This window comes from Roseicyclus sp., from assembly GCF_965662675.1.
Lineage (GTDB): Bacteria > Pseudomonadota > Alphaproteobacteria > Rhodobacterales > Rhodobacteraceae > Roseicyclus.
Genome location: NZ_CBFIIK010000075.1, coordinates 1 through 13,798, shown reverse-complemented (window position 1 = coordinate 13,798; position 13,798 = coordinate 1). Strand labels below are relative to the sequence as shown.

Sequence of the window (13,798 nt, the reverse complement as noted above, 5' to 3'; positions counted from 1 at the left end):
CGCTTGATGGCGGTGATGTCGGTGTAGACGGTGACCCAGCCCCCTTCGGGCAGGGGGCAACCCTCGACGCTGATCGTGCGGCCATTGGCGCGGCGGCGCTCCATGTAGTGGGGCGCGAAGGCGCGCGCCTGTTCGACACGGGTACAGATGAACCCCTCGATATCGGCGATTTCGCCGTATTCGCCATGCTCGGCCAGGTAGCGTATCGTATCTTCGAAATGCGCGCCTTGGGTCACTAGGCGTTCGGGTAGCTCGAACATGGTTTGAAAAGGGCGGTTGCAGACCGCCAGCCGCAGATCGGCATCATAGATCGACAGCGCCTGCTGGATCAGGTTCAGCCCTGCGCGTGTCAGATGATCCGTGCCTTTGCGGTGCTCCATGTGCTGTTTACGCTCCCCCCTACCTCATCGCTGCCTTTCTGACGGGCACCCGTCAAGCGCTGGCTGGCGCATGTTACAATTTGTTAGAATTCGGAAAAACTAGAGTAAAGTTTGATGGTGAGCGTCGTGGTGTCACGGCGTCGGGGGAGTCGACCCTGCCTGCAAGGGTGCGCCGTGGACGCCGGGAAGGAGGAAGCCCGGCGAAGGGAGAGAGATCTTGGCGCAAAAAGACACATCTGTGGGTGTTCCCCAATCCGTGCCCGCACTTCTGGCGCGTAATGCCGCGCAATTCGGCGCGAAACCGGCCTACCGGGAAAAAGAGCTTGGCATTTGGCAAAGCTGGACATGGGCCGAAGCCGCTGAAGAAATCGATGCGATTGCCTATGGTCTTTTGGCGCTTGGGGTTGATCGGGGCGATCATGTCGCGGTGATCGGGCGCAATCGACCTGCGCTCTACTGGTCGATGGTCGCTGCCCAAAAGGTGGGTGCCGTGCCCGTGCCGCTTTACCAAGACGCGGTCGCCGAAGAGATGGCCTATGTGCTGGAGCATTGCTTTGCCCGCTTCGTGATCTGCGGCGATCAAGAACAGGTCGACAAGGTCATCGAGCTGCAGGAACGCGTGCCGCAGATCGAGCATATCATCTATCTCGATGGGCGCGGTTTGCGCAAATACGATCATAGCAAGCTGCATGCGCTGGCCGATGTGCAGGCCGAGGGGCGTGCCGCGCGCCCGCGGCTGGAGGGTGAGCTTGCCACCCGCGAGGGTGAATTGGATTTCGCCTCGACCTGCGTGATGCTTTACACATCGGGCACGACCGGCAAGCCCAAGGGCGTGGTCCTGTCGAACCGCAATATCATCATGACATCGAAAGCCTCGTCCGAATTCGACCGGCTACGTGCCGATGACGAGGTGCTGGCCTATCTGCCGATGGCGTGGGTGGGGGATTTCATTTTTTCCATCGGCCAAGCCTATTGGACGGGGTTTTGTGTGAATTGCCCAGAGTCGGCCGACACGATGATGACCGATCTGCGCGAGATCGGGCCGACCTATTTCTTCGCGCCGCCGCGCGTGTTTGAGACGCTTCTGACATCGGTGATGATCCGGATGGAGGATGCAGGGCCGTTCAAGCGCGCGTTGTTTGGCCGTTTTCTCGATCATGCCAAAGCGGTTGGCCCCAAGCTGCTGGATGGCAAGCCGGTGGGTGTGGTCGAACGCCTGACCTATTGGCTCGGCAATCTGTTGATGATCGGGCCGCTGAAAAACACGCTGGGGATGAGCCGCATCCGTGTCGGGTATACGGCGGGCGAGGCCATCGGGCCCGAGATTTTCGATTTCTACCGGGCGCTTGGTATCAACCTCAAACAGCTTTACGGCCAAACCGAAGCATCGGTCTTCATTACCCAACAACCGGATCACGAGGTGCGCCCCGATACCGTTGGCGTTCCCTCGCCGGGGGTGGAGCTGCGCATCGCCGAGAATGGCGAGGTCTATTACCGCTCTCCGGGCGTTTTCGTGGAATACTACAAGAATGCCGAAAGCACCGCCTCGACCAAGGATGGCGAAGGTTGGGTGGCCACGGGTGATGCAGGCTTCATCGAAGAGGCCACGGGGCACCTGCGGATCATCGACCGGGCCAAGGATGTGGGCAAGATGGCCGATGGCCGGCTTTTTGCGCCCAAATATGTTGAAAACAAACTGAAATTCTATCCCAACATTCTTGAGGCGGTCGTCTTTGGCAATGGCCGTGAGATGTGCACCGCGCTGATCAATATCGACCTGACGGCGGTGGGCAACTGGGCTGAACGTAACAACATCGCCTATGCCTCCTACCAGGAACTGGCCGGGCATCCGCGGGTTCTTGAGATGATCCAGACCCATGTCGAAGAGGTCAATCGCAGCTTGGCGGGTGATCCGATGCTTTCGGGCTGTCAGGTGCATCGCTTCTTGGTTCTGCACAAGGAACTCGATGCCGATGACGGCGAGTTGACCCGCACCCGCAAGGTCCGCCGCCGTATCATCGAGGAGAAATTCGCCGATCTGATCGACGCGCTCTACACCGGCAAGACCCAGCAATACACCGAAACGATGGTGACCTACGAGGATGGGCGCATGGGCAAGATCAGCGCGACGCTGGAAATCCGCGATGCCGCCGTGGCGGCCGAACACGCGCAGGACAAGGTGGCGGCAGAATGACGATCGCGGTGGGGGCCACGCGGCAGGGGGGTAAAGTCGATGCTTGATGCGGCGCAAGATGGTTACGTCACCGCAGACGGCCGCAAGATCGGCGGCGTGGTGATGGAAATGCGCAACATCACGCTGCGTTTTGGTGGCGTGGTGGCGATCAAGGACATCACCTTTGACATCCGCGAGGGTGAGATCCGCGCGATCATCGGCCCGAACGGCGCTGGAAAATCCAGCATGCTCAACGTGATAAGCGGTTTTTACCATCCGCAGGAGGGCGAGGTGATCTATCGGGGCGCCAAGCGCCCGTCGATGAAGCCCTATCAGGTCGCCCGCCAAGGCATCGCGCGCACCTTTCAGAACATCGCGCTTTTCGAGGGGATGACGGTTCTGGACAACGTGATGACGGGCCGCCTGAACCACATGAAGGCCAGCATATTCGATCAGGCCTTTTGGTGGGGGCGTGCGCAGCGCGAAGAGGTCGCAAATCGCAAGCGCGCCGAAGAGGTGATCGACTTCCTCGAGATCCAGCATATCCGCAAGACGCCCGTTGGGCGTCTGCCTTATGGCTTGAAAAAGCGGGTAGAATTGGCCCGCGCGCTGGTGTCTGAACCCTCGATCCTGCTGCTCGATGAGCCGATGGCGGGCATGAATGTCGAGGAGAAGGAGGATATGAGCCGCTTCATCCTCGATGTGAATGATGAGTTCGGCACCACCATCGTGCTGATCGAGCATGACATGGGCGTGGTGATGGACCTGTCCGACCGTGTCGTGGTGATGGATTACGGCCGCAAGATCGGTGATGGCACCCCGGACGAGGTGCGCACCAACCAAGAGGTGATCGACGCCTATCTGGGGGTGGCCCATGACTAGGGCGGCCCGTCACATCGCGTACACAACCCGTTCACCGCGCGTACACACGCCAAGCGAGGGAGGCCGCGCATGCCCGACCAACTGATTTTCGCGATGGAGGTCACCTTCAACGGCCTGCTCAACGGGGTGATGTATGCGCTGGTCGCGCTGGGCTTTGTGCTGATCTTCAAGGCGTCGGGCATTTTCAATTATGCCCAAGGTGTCATGGCGCTGTTCGCGGCGATGACGCTGGTGGGCATCCAGCAAGGCCGGGTGCCTTTCGGTCATCTGATCAACGAGATTTTCGGCACCGACATTCACTACTTCGGCTGGGAAGTGCCGGCGCTGGCCGCGATCTTGCTGACCGCGCTGGTGATGATCGGCTTTGCCATATTGGCGCAGAAATTCGTTTTTCGCCATCTCGTGGGGCAAGAGCCGATCATCTTGTTCATGGCGACCATTGGGCTTGCCTATTTCCTTGAGGGTGTCAGCGACCTCATGTGGGGGTCCGAGATCCGCAATCTCGACGTCGGGCTGCCGCAGGGGATCAACGATGCCATCGACACAGCGACCTTCGATCTCTTCGGCTACGGCTTTTTCATCGACAACCTCGATATCTCGGCGGCCATCGCGGCGGCGATCCTTGTCGCGGGTCTGATCGCCTTTGCGCAATATACCAAGCAGGGCCGCGCGATGCGTGCGGTGGCCGATGACCATCAGGCGGCCCTCAGCGTCGGCATCAAGCTCAACTATGTCTGGGTGCTGGTCTGGTCGCTGGCCGGTATCGTCGCGCTGGTGGCCGGGATCATGTGGGGCTCGAAATCGGGGGTGCAGTTCAGCCTGTCGCTGATCGCGCTCAAGGCGTTGCCGGTGTTGATGCTGGGCGGCTTCACCTCGATCCCCGGTGCGATCATCGGCGGGTTGATCATCGGGGTGGGCGAGGCGCTGTTCGAGTTCGCCATCGGCCCGATGATCGGTGGGGCGACCGAGAACTGGTTCGCCTATGTGCTGGCTTTGGTCTTTCTCGTGTTCCGGCCACAGGGCCTGTTCGGCGAAAAGATCATCGAGAGGGTATGACGATGATCCGTTTCGCCCCCTCTCATGCGTCTGTGTCGGATGCCAAGCTGCCGAGAAACAACATGCAAAACACCATCGCATTGACCCCGATGGCGGTGACGGTCACGGCCTTGTCCAGTGGCATTCCGGCAAACGCCACCAAGCCGAAGACGACGAAGGTCAATAAGGTCGACATGCCCAGCATCGAACCGATGCAGGCCCGCACAATGATATTGAGTGCGCGCAGCAAGAAACGGCCCGGATCGCGGCTGGCGCGTGTGACGAAGTCTTGCGGCGATGCGAATGCCATTTTTGATTTCCTTCGCTTGATCGATTTTGACTCAGCGATGTTTCTAACAAGCGATATTGGCGAAATTCGGGCATCCGCGCGACGCACCACACAAGAGGAGGCGGCCTGATGTTTTATCGCGAAGCGGGTGATTTCAAAACAACCTATGCCGATGACAACCAGACCTTCCCGATCGCTTTCGACAGGTATCGCTATTACCTCGTTCTGGCCGTGGGATTGGGGATCATTCCTTTCGTCATCACCGATTACTGGGCCAGTGCGATCCTGATCCCCTTTCTGATCTATGCGATCGCCGCGATCGGGCTGAACATCCTGACCGGCTATTGCGGGCAGGTCAGCCTTGGCACGGGCGGTTTCATGGCCGTCGGGGCCTATACCTCCTACAAGCTGATGACCGCGTTTCCGTGGATGGACATGGTCACGATCACGATCTTGTCGGGGGCGATGACGGCCATGGTGGGCGTGATGTTCGGCTTGCCGAGTTTGCGCATCAAGGGCTTCTACCTCGCGGTGGCGACGCTGGCGGCGCAGTTCTTTCTTGTCTGGCTCTTCAACAAGGTGCCGTGGTTCTACAACTACTCCGCCTCGGGCCAGATCAACGCGCCCGAGCGGTTTTTGTTCGGACATGCGGTCACCGGCCCCAATGCCGAGGCGTGGGTGAAATACCTGTTCTGCTTTGCCTTCGTCTTTGTCTTGGCATGGGTCGCGCGCAACCTGACGCGGGGGGCGATGGGGCGGCAGTGGATGGCGATCCGCGATATGGATATCGCCGCCGAGATCATCGGGGTGAACCCGCTCAAGGCCAAGCTGACGGCCTTTGCCGTGTCGTCTTTTTATGTCGGTGTCTCGGGCGCGCTGTTGTTCACCGTCTATCTCGGCGCGGTCGAGGTCGGTGAGGCTTACGGCATCCAGAAGTCGTTCTTGGTGCTGTTCATGATCATCATCGGCGGGCTGGGGTCGATTTTCGGCAGCTTTGCCGGGGCGGCCTTCATGGTGCTGTTGCCCGTCGCACTCAAGGTCTTGCTGGTCGACACGATGGGCTGGGACACGGCCTTGGCCACGCATTTCCAATTCGTGATCGTGGGCGCGCTGATCATGTTCTTCTTGATCGTTGAGCCGCATGGGCTGGCCCGGCTGTGGTCATTGGCCAAGGAGAAACTGCGTCTTTGGCCCTTTCCGCATTGAGTGGAAGGGGTGGGGCATTGCGCCCCGCGAAAACATGCGGCCCGCGCGCGGAGGCGCGGGGCGCCAAGTGAGAAACCCGGCATCGAACCGGGGCGAAACATGAACGGATCAAACCCAAGGGAGGATTACCTCGATGAAGAAATTGCTGACGACGGTCGCCGCGGGCGCCATGCTTGCAAGCCCGGCATTCGCCGATCTGATGTTCCCGGATCTGTCCTATCGGACCGGCCCCTTTGCCGCCGGCGGCATCCCGTTCTCGGATGGCTACCAGGATTACTTCACGCTTCTGAACCAGCGTGATGGCGGCATCGGTGGCGTGCCGGTGCGGGTGGTGGAATGCGAGACCGCCTATAACACCGAGCGGGGTGTGGAATGCTACGAGGCGACCAAGGGCGATGGCGCGCTGGTCTATCAGCCGCTCTCGACCGGCATCACCTATCAGCTGATCCCGCGCGCGACCGCCGATGGCATCCCGCTGCACACGATGGGCTATGGCCGCACATCCGCCGTGAACGGCGAGGTGTTCAGCCATGTCTTCAACTATCCCGCGAACTATTGGGACGCGGCATCGGTGATGATCAACGTGTTGCTGGATGAAAACGGCGGCTCGCTGAATGGCAAGTCGATCACGCTGCTCTACCACAACTCGGCCTATGGGCGCGAACCGATCCGCACGCTGGAATCGCTTTCGGCCAAGCATGGGTTCGCGCTGAACCTTTTGGCGGTCGACAGCCCCGGTCAGGAACAGGGCAACCAATGGCTGACGATCCGCCGCGAGCGTCCCGATTACGTGCTGTTCTGGGGCTGGGGCGTGATGAACCAGGTCGCGATCCAGGAAGCGATCAATATCCGCTATCCGCTGGAGAATTTCATCGGGAACTGGTGGGCAGGCGCCGATCATGACGTCGCCTCGGCCGGTGCGGCGGCGGCGGGTTACCGCGCGCTCAACCTCAACCGTTTGGGCGACATGCCGGTCTTTGCCGAGATCCAGCAACATGTGATCGACGCGGGCCTTGCGGCCGGTGACGGCACCAACCTCGGCTCGGTGCTGTATACCCGTGGCATGTATGCCGCGATGTTGGCGGCCGAGGCCGCGCGCACCGCGCAGGGCATCCACGGCGTGGCCGATATCACGCCTGAGATGATGCGTGACGGGATGGAAGCGCTCGAGCTGACCAATGCGCGGATGGGCGAGCTGGGCATGCCCGGCATCGGGCCTGAATTCGCGGTCAGCTGTGCCGATCACGGCGGTGTCGGTCAGGCGATCATGACGCAGTGGAACGGGTCGGAATGGGTCACACTGACCGACTTCATCGACTCCGACGCCAGCGTCATCGACCCCCTCGTGGCCGAGGATTCGGCGGCTTATGCCGCAGAGGCGGGCATCACGCCGCGCAGCTGCAACGAAAGCTGAGTGAAGACCCCGGCGGCGGCGCGGGACGTCGCCGCCGGGATTTGCGTATTTGTGGAAAGATGAAGGCGCGGGCGCGGGGTTTGGTCGCGCGTGTCAACCTTAACGGAATTTGCACGATACCGGGGCCGGTATCGGAAACGAGGAGAGCCGGGAGATGCTGGACCAGCCTGCGCAAAGCGGTGCCGATGCGCCCAAGGCGGATGCGACCGGGGCCGAGACGCTTTTGGAGGTCACCAATATCGAGGTGATCTATAACCATGTGATCTTGGTGCTGAAAGGCGTCAGCCTCAAGGTGCCCAAGGGCGGGATCACCGCGCTTTTGGGCGGCAACGGGGCGGGCAAGACGACGACGCTCAAGGCGATATCGAACCTTTTGCATTCCGAGCGCGGCGAGGTGACGAAAGGCACGATCCTTTATCGCGGTGAGCGGATTCAGGATTTGACCCCGTCCGAATTGGTCGATCGCGGCGTGATACAGGTGATGGAGGGGCGGCATTGCTTCGAGCATCTGACCGTCGAAGAGAATTTGCTGACCGGCGCCTATACGCGGCGCGACGGCAAGGCCGCTATCATGGCCGATCTGGAGATGGTCTATGATTACTTCCCCCGGCTGAAGGAACGGCGCACGAGCCAAGCTGGCTATACCTCGGGCGGTGAGCAGCAGATGACGGCCATCGGCCGCGCGCTGATGAGCCGGCCCGAGACGATCTTGCTTGATGAACCGAGCATGGGATTGGCGCCGCAGCTGGTGGAACAGATTTTCAGCATCGTGAAGCGGCTGAACGAAGAGCAAGGGGTGACGTTCCTGTTGGCCGAGCAAAACACCAATGTCGCCCTGCGATTTGCGCATTACGGCTACATCTTGGAATCGGGCCGGGTCGTGATGGATGGGCCGGCAGCAGATCTGCGCGAGAACCCGGATGTGAAGGAATTCTATCTCGGCATGTCCGAAGAGGGCCGCAAAAGCTTTCGCGATGTGCGCAGTTACCGGCGGCGGAAACGGTGGTTGAGCTGATGTTGGACGATAAACAGACGTATTTCGACGGGCTTGAAACACGCAGCGCCGACGCGCGCAGCGCCGATCAGCTTGCACGGCTGCGCGGCCAGCTGGCCGCCCACCAGATGCCCGCGATCAGCGATCTTTCGGAACTGGCGGCGCTGCCGGTCATGCGCAAGGCCGATCTGGTCGCACGGCAAGCGGCCAAGCCGCCCTTTGGCGGGTTGCCCGTCGCCAATCTGGCCCATGTGTTCCAAAGCCCCGGCCCGATCTATGAGCCGGGCGGGATCAGCCATGATTGGTGGCGGATCGGGCGGTTCTTGCATGCGCTGGGGATCGGGCCGGGCGATATCGTGCACAATTGCTTCGGTTATCATTTGACCCCTGCGGGAATGATCTTCGAGTCCGGCGCGCGCGCGGTGGGGGCGGCCGTGCTGCCCGCCGGTGTGGGCCAGACCGAGTTGCAGGTGCGCGCGGCGAAGGATGTGGGCTGCACCGCCTATGTCGGCACGCCCGACTATCTCAAGGTGATCCTCGACCGGGCCGACGAGATGGGGGTTGCGCTGTCATTCACCCGTGCCGCTGTGGGCGGTGGGGCGCTTTTCCCGTCGCTGCGCGCCGAATATGCCGATCGCGGCATCGCCTGCCTGCAATGTTATGCCACCGCCGATCTGGGCAACATCGCCTATGAGAGCGCGGCGATGGAGGGGATGATCGTGGATGAGGGGGTGATCGTCGAAATCGTGCGCCCCGGTACGGGCGACCCGGTTCCCATGGGCGAGGTCGGCGAGGTCGTGGTGACGACGCTGAACCCCGACTACCCGTTGATCCGTTTCGCCACCGGCGATCTGAGCGCGGTCATGGCCGGCCAAAGCCCCTGTGGCCGCACCAATATGCGCATCAAGGGCTGGATGGGGCGTGCCGATCAGACGACCAAGATCAAGGGCATGTTCGTGCGCCCCGAGCAGGTGGCGGAATTCGTGGGCCGTCACGCGGAGGTCAGCCGCGCCCGTGTCATCGCCACGCGCGACGGCGAAATGGATGTGATGACCGTGCAGGTCGAGGCCGAGCGCGCCGATGCGGCCGCGCTAGCGGAGAGCATCGCGGCGGTGATGAAGCTGAAGGGGCGGGTCGAGATCGTCGCCCCCGGCAGCCTGTCCAATGACGGCAAGGTCATCGACGATCAGCGCAGCTATGATTGAGGCGCGCTTGGGGTCTCGGTTAGCGCGGCGATGTCTTGCGCTGCGGCGGGATGGCGTAGGTCAGGCTGGCATGGGCCACCGGCTCAGTGCCGCCCTCAGCATAGAGCAGCACATCCGTCACCGATAGCGTGCGGCCAAGTTTGAGGACGCGGGCATGGGCGAGGATATCGACACCCGCCTCGGGCTTGCGCATGAAATCGATGCTGCAATGCGTGGTCACGGTCAGCGCCTCGGGCCCGATACGCGCCATGGTGGCGACATAGGCCGCCACATCGGCCAAGGAGAACATCGCGGGGCCTGACACGGTGCCACCGGGGCGTAAGTGCCGCTCATCATGATGGAGCCGCATCACCAAGAGCGTGTCATCCATATGGTCGATCGCGAACTGTCCTGCGACTTGTGGAAAGACCTCGGACAGGTAGCTTTCCATCTGGGGAATGGTGAAGGTCAACATGGCAGTCCCCTCTGGTTGGGTTGGTCTGTGGCGCGCGTCGGCATTGACCTTGGACCGGTCACGCGGTGCCGCCTAGGCCCTATGCGACGGCTTGTGACCTTTTTATCGCAGGCTCGCGCAGGTGGACAGGCTTTGTGGATCATCGCCGCGCATTGGATCGGGCGCTGGGCGCTTCGCCCTACGACGAAATGCGTTCTTGATTGGACGGAGCAGTGCCCGAGAGAACTTGACATCGGCGGTGAAAATCAATCTGACACCGGCGCGGCGCAAGCAAAAAGCCCTCGGTCGGCGAGGGTTGCGTAGGGCCGAAGACGATTTGGATGATGCAAGGTCACCTCATGTCCACCACAGGTCTACACCGGCGCATCCAAGGCTTTTTTGTTGCGGTGATCGTGTTCTCGCTTTGCGCAACCCCCGCCTTGGGCTCGGTCACGGTATTGGTCATGTCGGTCGCGATGCTGATTGCCATACCCGTTGCGGTGTCGGGCTATCGGACGGTCGCGACCGGTGCCAAGCGCGTCGTGTGGATGAGCCTGATCGCTTATTTCATTTCATATGTTCTGATTGATGCCGTCATTCATGGGGATCTGCAAAACACCTTTCGGGCCATTGCCCCGAGTTCGCCCGTTCTTGCGGCTGCGATCATCGCGATGGCGCTTGACCCAAAATCCGCTACCATTTCACATCGGAAATTGGGGGAATGGGCCAGCGTTGCGGTCTTGGTCAGTGGCGCGCTTGCATGGCTGATCTTGCAAACGCAGCCGGGCTGGCCAATCCTTGGACGAAGCGTGACCGATATCACGGGCGTCAATGGTCGGCTCAGCCTGTTTGTCGGTAATCCGCTGCCATTTGCTGGGGCATTTCTTACCCTTGGTTTCGTATCCCTTCTGGGGTGGCATGAACGGTCCTTGGTCAGCCGGATCATGGCCGGTGCCGCAACCATCCTTGCGATCCTCATCGTGGTATTCTGGTCGCAATCAAGGGGTGCGACGGTTGCCGCGATTCCGCTTTTGGGCTTGGCCCTTTGGTATCTTCGGCCCAGCCGTTTTGCGGTGCTTTTCGCCTTGGCGGCATTGGTCGTGATCATGGCGGTGGGCGTAGGTTTGGCGAGCAACCTTGATACCCTCATGACCGCTTTATCGCGGCTCGTCAGGGGCATCGCCGTTTTGTTCGGTGAAGAGCCGGCGATGGATTCCTCGACATGGCAGCGGCTCGTCATGTATCGCGCCGGGATCGCCGCATGGTGGGATAGCCCTGTTTTCGGATACGGAATCTCGCAGCGTTTTTCGGCGGCGGTGCCCTATTTTCCGGCTGAATTCCCGGGCCGGTATTCGCACCTGCACAACACGTTCATCACCCATGCGGTGGCGGGAGGAGCTATCGGCCTTTTCTTTCTCTGCGCTGTTCTTGCGACGCCCTTTGTCGTCAACCGTGCAGCCCTCGCCGATCATGATGACGCAAGTATGATGCATCGGCGGGATCGCCGGTATTTTGCATGGATGATCTTTCTGTCGCTGATTGGGATCGGCATGTCAGGATTGATCCTGAACCAAGATGTCAGCGCGAACTTTTTGGGCACGCTGCTTGTGGCGCATTTGATCACGCAACGACCCGTTGGACATCTTTGAAGGCGACCAGCCTTTGTGATCTGCGTTCTTGTGTTGCGATCGCCGATGTTTGCCACGGGCAAGAACGGGCGTGGCCCGGCCCGTATCGGCGGTCGATTGATAGCCGATGTCGCGCACGCGTCCTACATCCGGATCATCTGCTGGTCGTCTTGATCTGGTCGGGATGATATTCCGACTCAATCCATTCTTCGAGCGAGATTGGCGCTCGTTGCGCTGCAGCCTCATAGGCGTCCAAAAACTTGTGCAGTATCCGCGCCTTGCTCCAACGGATGTGGCCATATTTAAGTTTGAAGGCGCGCTGGCGCGCTGTCTTGATGTCCACGCCCTTGACCACGACGAGATACAAAACGACGGCCAAAGCGGTGCGATCCGCCCCGGACTTGCAATGTACGAAAAATGGCCGCGGCAGGTCACGCAACAATGCGATTGTCTGCAAAAGTGCGTCACGCTCGGGCAAAGCGGTCGCGCGTAAAGCGACGAAATCCAGTCGAAGCCCAAGCTCGGCGCATACCTGCTTTTCGAGGTTGTTCGCGGCGGTATCGAAATCCCCGCGCAGATTGAGAATGGCTTGCACCCCCGCATCCTGGAGCATCTTCAGCCGGTCGCGGTGCGGGTGTCCACCACGGATCATGTTCTCATCGACAGGGTATATGTTGGGCAGGACTTTTCTGACAATCGCATGATCGGAAAGCCAGTACGCCCGCATCATGCGTAGTTTATCAACGTCGCGGTCGATCAAATGCTTTCTCCGAGGTCTTGTGTTGAATTGTCGAACGGCTGACGTGTGGGATCATAAAGGGGCGGGATCAACCCTCATTTTCCGGCCCCTCGCTTCCAAGGCAACATCAAGCGACATCGGTTTCGCGCGTGCAGCCGCGGCATGCAACCATGGAACTTGCCAACCCAAAATGTCGCGTCATGTTCGCGCAGGTCGCAGGGGCGGGTTCATGGTTGGAACGCGATCGGCGTCGCCCGTTCACTTGTTGAGCGCGGCGGGGCGATGACCGGTAAGCTTGCCGAGCGTATATGTAAAATATTGCCGATGCACCTTTGGCTGGGTCCATTCTTCAAGCTCTTGGCGGGCATCGGCCATGATCTCGTCGATATCCCGTGGAGTTCCCGGTTTGAAGATGATCCCAATATCAAAGCCATCGATCACTTCGACCACGGCCATGTCGGCCATCGCGCCGAGCAGTTCGAGGCTGTAGCGCCCGAAGCCGATCGTATGGGCCATATGCAGGCACCCAAAGCCCTTGTAGAGGGCTTTGGCCATGTTGGGCACTTCGATATAGGCCAAGCCATCGGGTTTGAGCCATGATCCGATCCGCCGCATTGCGGAAACCGGGTCCGTCAAATGTTCGAAAACATGAAACGAGGTCACGGCATCGGCACGATTTGGTGGGGGGGCGTAGTCTTGCCAGCCGCAGTTTTCGACGGGCAGGCCGCGTGTTTGGCTGGCGTATGTTGCGTAGTCGGCGCCCGGTTCGAAGCCAGCCGCCGAGAAGCCCTGCGACATGGCGGCTTCGACGAATTCTCCGGAACCGCATCCGAAATCGATCATGCTGGCGTGACTTGGCAGATGGCGCGCCAATGCTTCAAGCCGCCGCGCGGCTTCGATGCGGCGCTTGGCGATGTGACGGGCCGAAGGGCCGTCGCGCATGTTCTGGTAATCGCTGCGGTAACTCGCACGGTAATATTCGGTCAATTCCGCCTCGGTCGGCATGGCAGCATGACGGATAAGGCTGCAGCGCGCGCATTTGACCTGTGGCAGGGGTTTGAGACGCCGATCCCAGCGGCTCAGGCTGATCGCCTCGTCTGCGCCGCAGAGCGGGCAGGGTCGCGCTTCGCCTGCGAAAGGGTACGGGATAAGCGGGATTTTCAACATCGTGAGGTTCTTTATCCGGCGTGGCGTCAGGCGCCCTCTGTGAGGGTTTCTATGTCACACTTGTTCTCAGGCTTGGCAACACGTTTGGCCGAATGGCGCCCGTGATAGAAGTCTTCAATGGATGATGGTTAAGCTTGTCGGTGGCATGGAGGCTTTCTTGGCAGGGCTCGAACCAGTGGTGAACTAAAGCTCGTTTGCCCGAGGGTCTACAATCGGATGCAGGACCATATCGACCGCCAGCGCTGACACCCTG

Annotated in this window: 13 protein-coding genes; 8 read left to right on the top strand and 5 right to left on the bottom strand. The window is 60.6% G+C overall.

Translation table 11 applies throughout. The annotated features are described in order from the left end of the window. Positions 1-380: PAS domain-containing protein (locus ACTG4J_RS11100; RefSeq protein WP_439139520.1), on the bottom strand; the 380-nt coding region annotated here is incomplete at its 3' end. 217 nt (positions 381-597) lie between these two features. Between ACTG4J_RS11100 and ACTG4J_RS11095 the strand changes: the two genes are divergently transcribed. The 3 genes from ACTG4J_RS11095 to ACTG4J_RS11085 all read left to right on the top strand — a co-directional run bounded on the left by ACTG4J_RS11095 (position 598) and on the right by ACTG4J_RS11085 (position 4,491). After that, a complete protein-coding gene (locus tag ACTG4J_RS11095; protein ID WP_439139518.1) occupies positions 598-2,574 on the top strand; it encodes an AMP-binding protein in 1,977 nt (658 codons plus the stop codon). 39 nt (positions 2,575-2,613) lie between these two features. Continuing rightward, positions 2,614-3,435 carry an ABC transporter ATP-binding protein gene (locus tag ACTG4J_RS11090; protein WP_439139517.1) on the top strand — a complete coding sequence of 274 codons (822 nt, stop codon included), beginning with the start codon at positions 2,614-2,616 and terminating at the stop codon, positions 3,433-3,435. A gap of 69 nt (positions 3,436-3,504) precedes the next feature. Further along, positions 3,505-4,491, top strand: a complete 987-nt coding sequence (locus ACTG4J_RS11085) for a branched-chain amino acid ABC transporter permease (RefSeq protein ID WP_439139515.1) — start codon at positions 3,505-3,507, stop codon at positions 4,489-4,491. Positions 4,492-4,513: 22 nt separating this feature from the next. On the opposite strand, the gene ACTG4J_RS11080 is transcribed toward ACTG4J_RS11085, so the two are convergent. After that, on the bottom strand, positions 4,514-4,780 hold the full coding sequence (locus tag ACTG4J_RS11080; protein WP_439139514.1) for a hypothetical protein: 267 nt from the start codon (positions 4,778-4,780) through the stop codon (positions 4,514-4,516). A 108-nt stretch (positions 4,781-4,888) separates the two neighbouring features. Here ACTG4J_RS11080 and ACTG4J_RS11075 point away from each other — a divergent pair, with 108 nt between their 5' ends. The 4 genes from ACTG4J_RS11075 (at position 4,889) to ACTG4J_RS11060 (ending at position 9,578) form a co-directional block, all read left to right on the top strand. Then, positions 4,889-5,965, top strand: a complete 1,077-nt coding sequence (locus ACTG4J_RS11075) for a branched-chain amino acid ABC transporter permease (protein WP_439139512.1) — start codon at positions 4,889-4,891, stop codon at positions 5,963-5,965. Between the two features lie 133 nt (positions 5,966-6,098). After that, positions 6,099-7,379 carry an ABC transporter substrate-binding protein gene (locus ACTG4J_RS11070; protein ID WP_439139510.1) on the top strand — a complete coding sequence of 427 codons (1,281 nt, stop codon included), beginning with the start codon at positions 6,099-6,101 and terminating at the stop codon, positions 7,377-7,379. Between the two features lie 154 nt (positions 7,380-7,533). Continuing rightward, the gene (locus ACTG4J_RS11065) at positions 7,534-8,394 is read left to right on the top strand and encodes an ABC transporter ATP-binding protein (protein WP_439139508.1); all 861 of its coding nucleotides are present in this window, start codon (positions 7,534-7,536) and stop codon (positions 8,392-8,394) included. Then, positions 8,394-9,578, top strand: a complete 1,185-nt coding sequence (locus ACTG4J_RS11060; RefSeq protein ID WP_439139507.1) for a phenylacetate--CoA ligase family protein — start codon at positions 8,394-8,396, stop codon at positions 9,576-9,578. The genes ACTG4J_RS11065 and ACTG4J_RS11060 overlap by 1 nt, the downstream gene beginning before the upstream one ends. Positions 9,579-9,597: 19 nt before the next feature. Here ACTG4J_RS11060 and ACTG4J_RS11055 read toward each other — a convergent pair whose 3' ends face one another. Next, entirely contained in the window at positions 9,598-10,032 is a 435-nt protein-coding gene (locus ACTG4J_RS11055) for a PaaI family thioesterase (protein WP_439139505.1), read from the bottom strand. Positions 10,033-10,370: 338 nt separating this feature from the next. On the opposite strand from ACTG4J_RS11055, the gene ACTG4J_RS11050 reads away from it, so the two are divergent. Further along, on the top strand, positions 10,371-11,660 hold the full coding sequence (locus ACTG4J_RS11050; protein ID WP_439139503.1) for an O-antigen ligase family protein: 1,290 nt from the start codon (positions 10,371-10,373) through the stop codon (positions 11,658-11,660). Positions 11,661-11,793: 133 nt separating this feature from the next. On the opposite strand, the gene ACTG4J_RS11045 is transcribed toward ACTG4J_RS11050, so the two are convergent. Together ACTG4J_RS11045 and ACTG4J_RS11040 are read right to left on the bottom strand one after the other, a co-directional pair. After that, positions 11,794-12,399, bottom strand: coding sequence for a fused DSP-PTPase phosphatase/NAD kinase-like protein (locus ACTG4J_RS11045; protein WP_439139501.1), 606 nt, complete (start codon positions 12,397-12,399; stop codon positions 11,794-11,796). A gap of 237 nt (positions 12,400-12,636) precedes the next feature. Next, positions 12,637-13,545: a class I SAM-dependent methyltransferase gene (locus ACTG4J_RS11040; RefSeq protein WP_439139499.1), complete on the bottom strand. Its 909-nt coding sequence runs from the start codon at positions 13,543-13,545 to the stop codon at positions 12,637-12,639. Between the last annotated feature and the right edge of the window lie 253 nt (positions 13,546-13,798).

What these genes read in the sequence shown, in the direction of transcription:
- ACTG4J_RS11040 (WP_439139499.1), bottom strand. Translation starts at nt 13,545, where the DNA reads ATGTTGAAAATCCCGCTTATCCCGTACCCTTTCGCAGGCGAAGCGCGA.
- ACTG4J_RS11065 (WP_439139508.1), top strand. Translation starts at nt 7,534, where the DNA reads ATGCTGGACCAGCCTGCGCAAAGCGGTGCCGATGCGCCCAAGGCGGAT.
- ACTG4J_RS11080 (WP_439139514.1), bottom strand. Translation starts at nt 4,780, where the DNA reads ATGGCATTCGCATCGCCGCAAGACTTCGTCACACGCGCCAGCCGCGAT.
- ACTG4J_RS11055 (WP_439139505.1), bottom strand. Translation starts at nt 10,032, where the DNA reads ATGTTGACCTTCACCATTCCCCAGATGGAAAGCTACCTGTCCGAGGTC.
- ACTG4J_RS11075 (WP_439139512.1), top strand. Translation starts at nt 4,889, where the DNA reads ATGTTTTATCGCGAAGCGGGTGATTTCAAAACAACCTATGCCGATGAC.
- ACTG4J_RS11070 (WP_439139510.1), top strand. Translation starts at nt 6,099, where the DNA reads ATGAAGAAATTGCTGACGACGGTCGCCGCGGGCGCCATGCTTGCAAGC.
- ACTG4J_RS11050 (WP_439139503.1), top strand. Translation starts at nt 10,371, where the DNA reads ATGTCCACCACAGGTCTACACCGGCGCATCCAAGGCTTTTTTGTTGCG.
- ACTG4J_RS11060 (WP_439139507.1), top strand. Translation starts at nt 8,394, where the DNA reads ATGTTGGACGATAAACAGACGTATTTCGACGGGCTTGAAACACGCAGC.
- ACTG4J_RS11085 (WP_439139515.1), top strand. Translation starts at nt 3,505, where the DNA reads ATGCCCGACCAACTGATTTTCGCGATGGAGGTCACCTTCAACGGCCTG.
- ACTG4J_RS11090 (WP_439139517.1), top strand. Translation starts at nt 2,614, where the DNA reads ATGCTTGATGCGGCGCAAGATGGTTACGTCACCGCAGACGGCCGCAAG.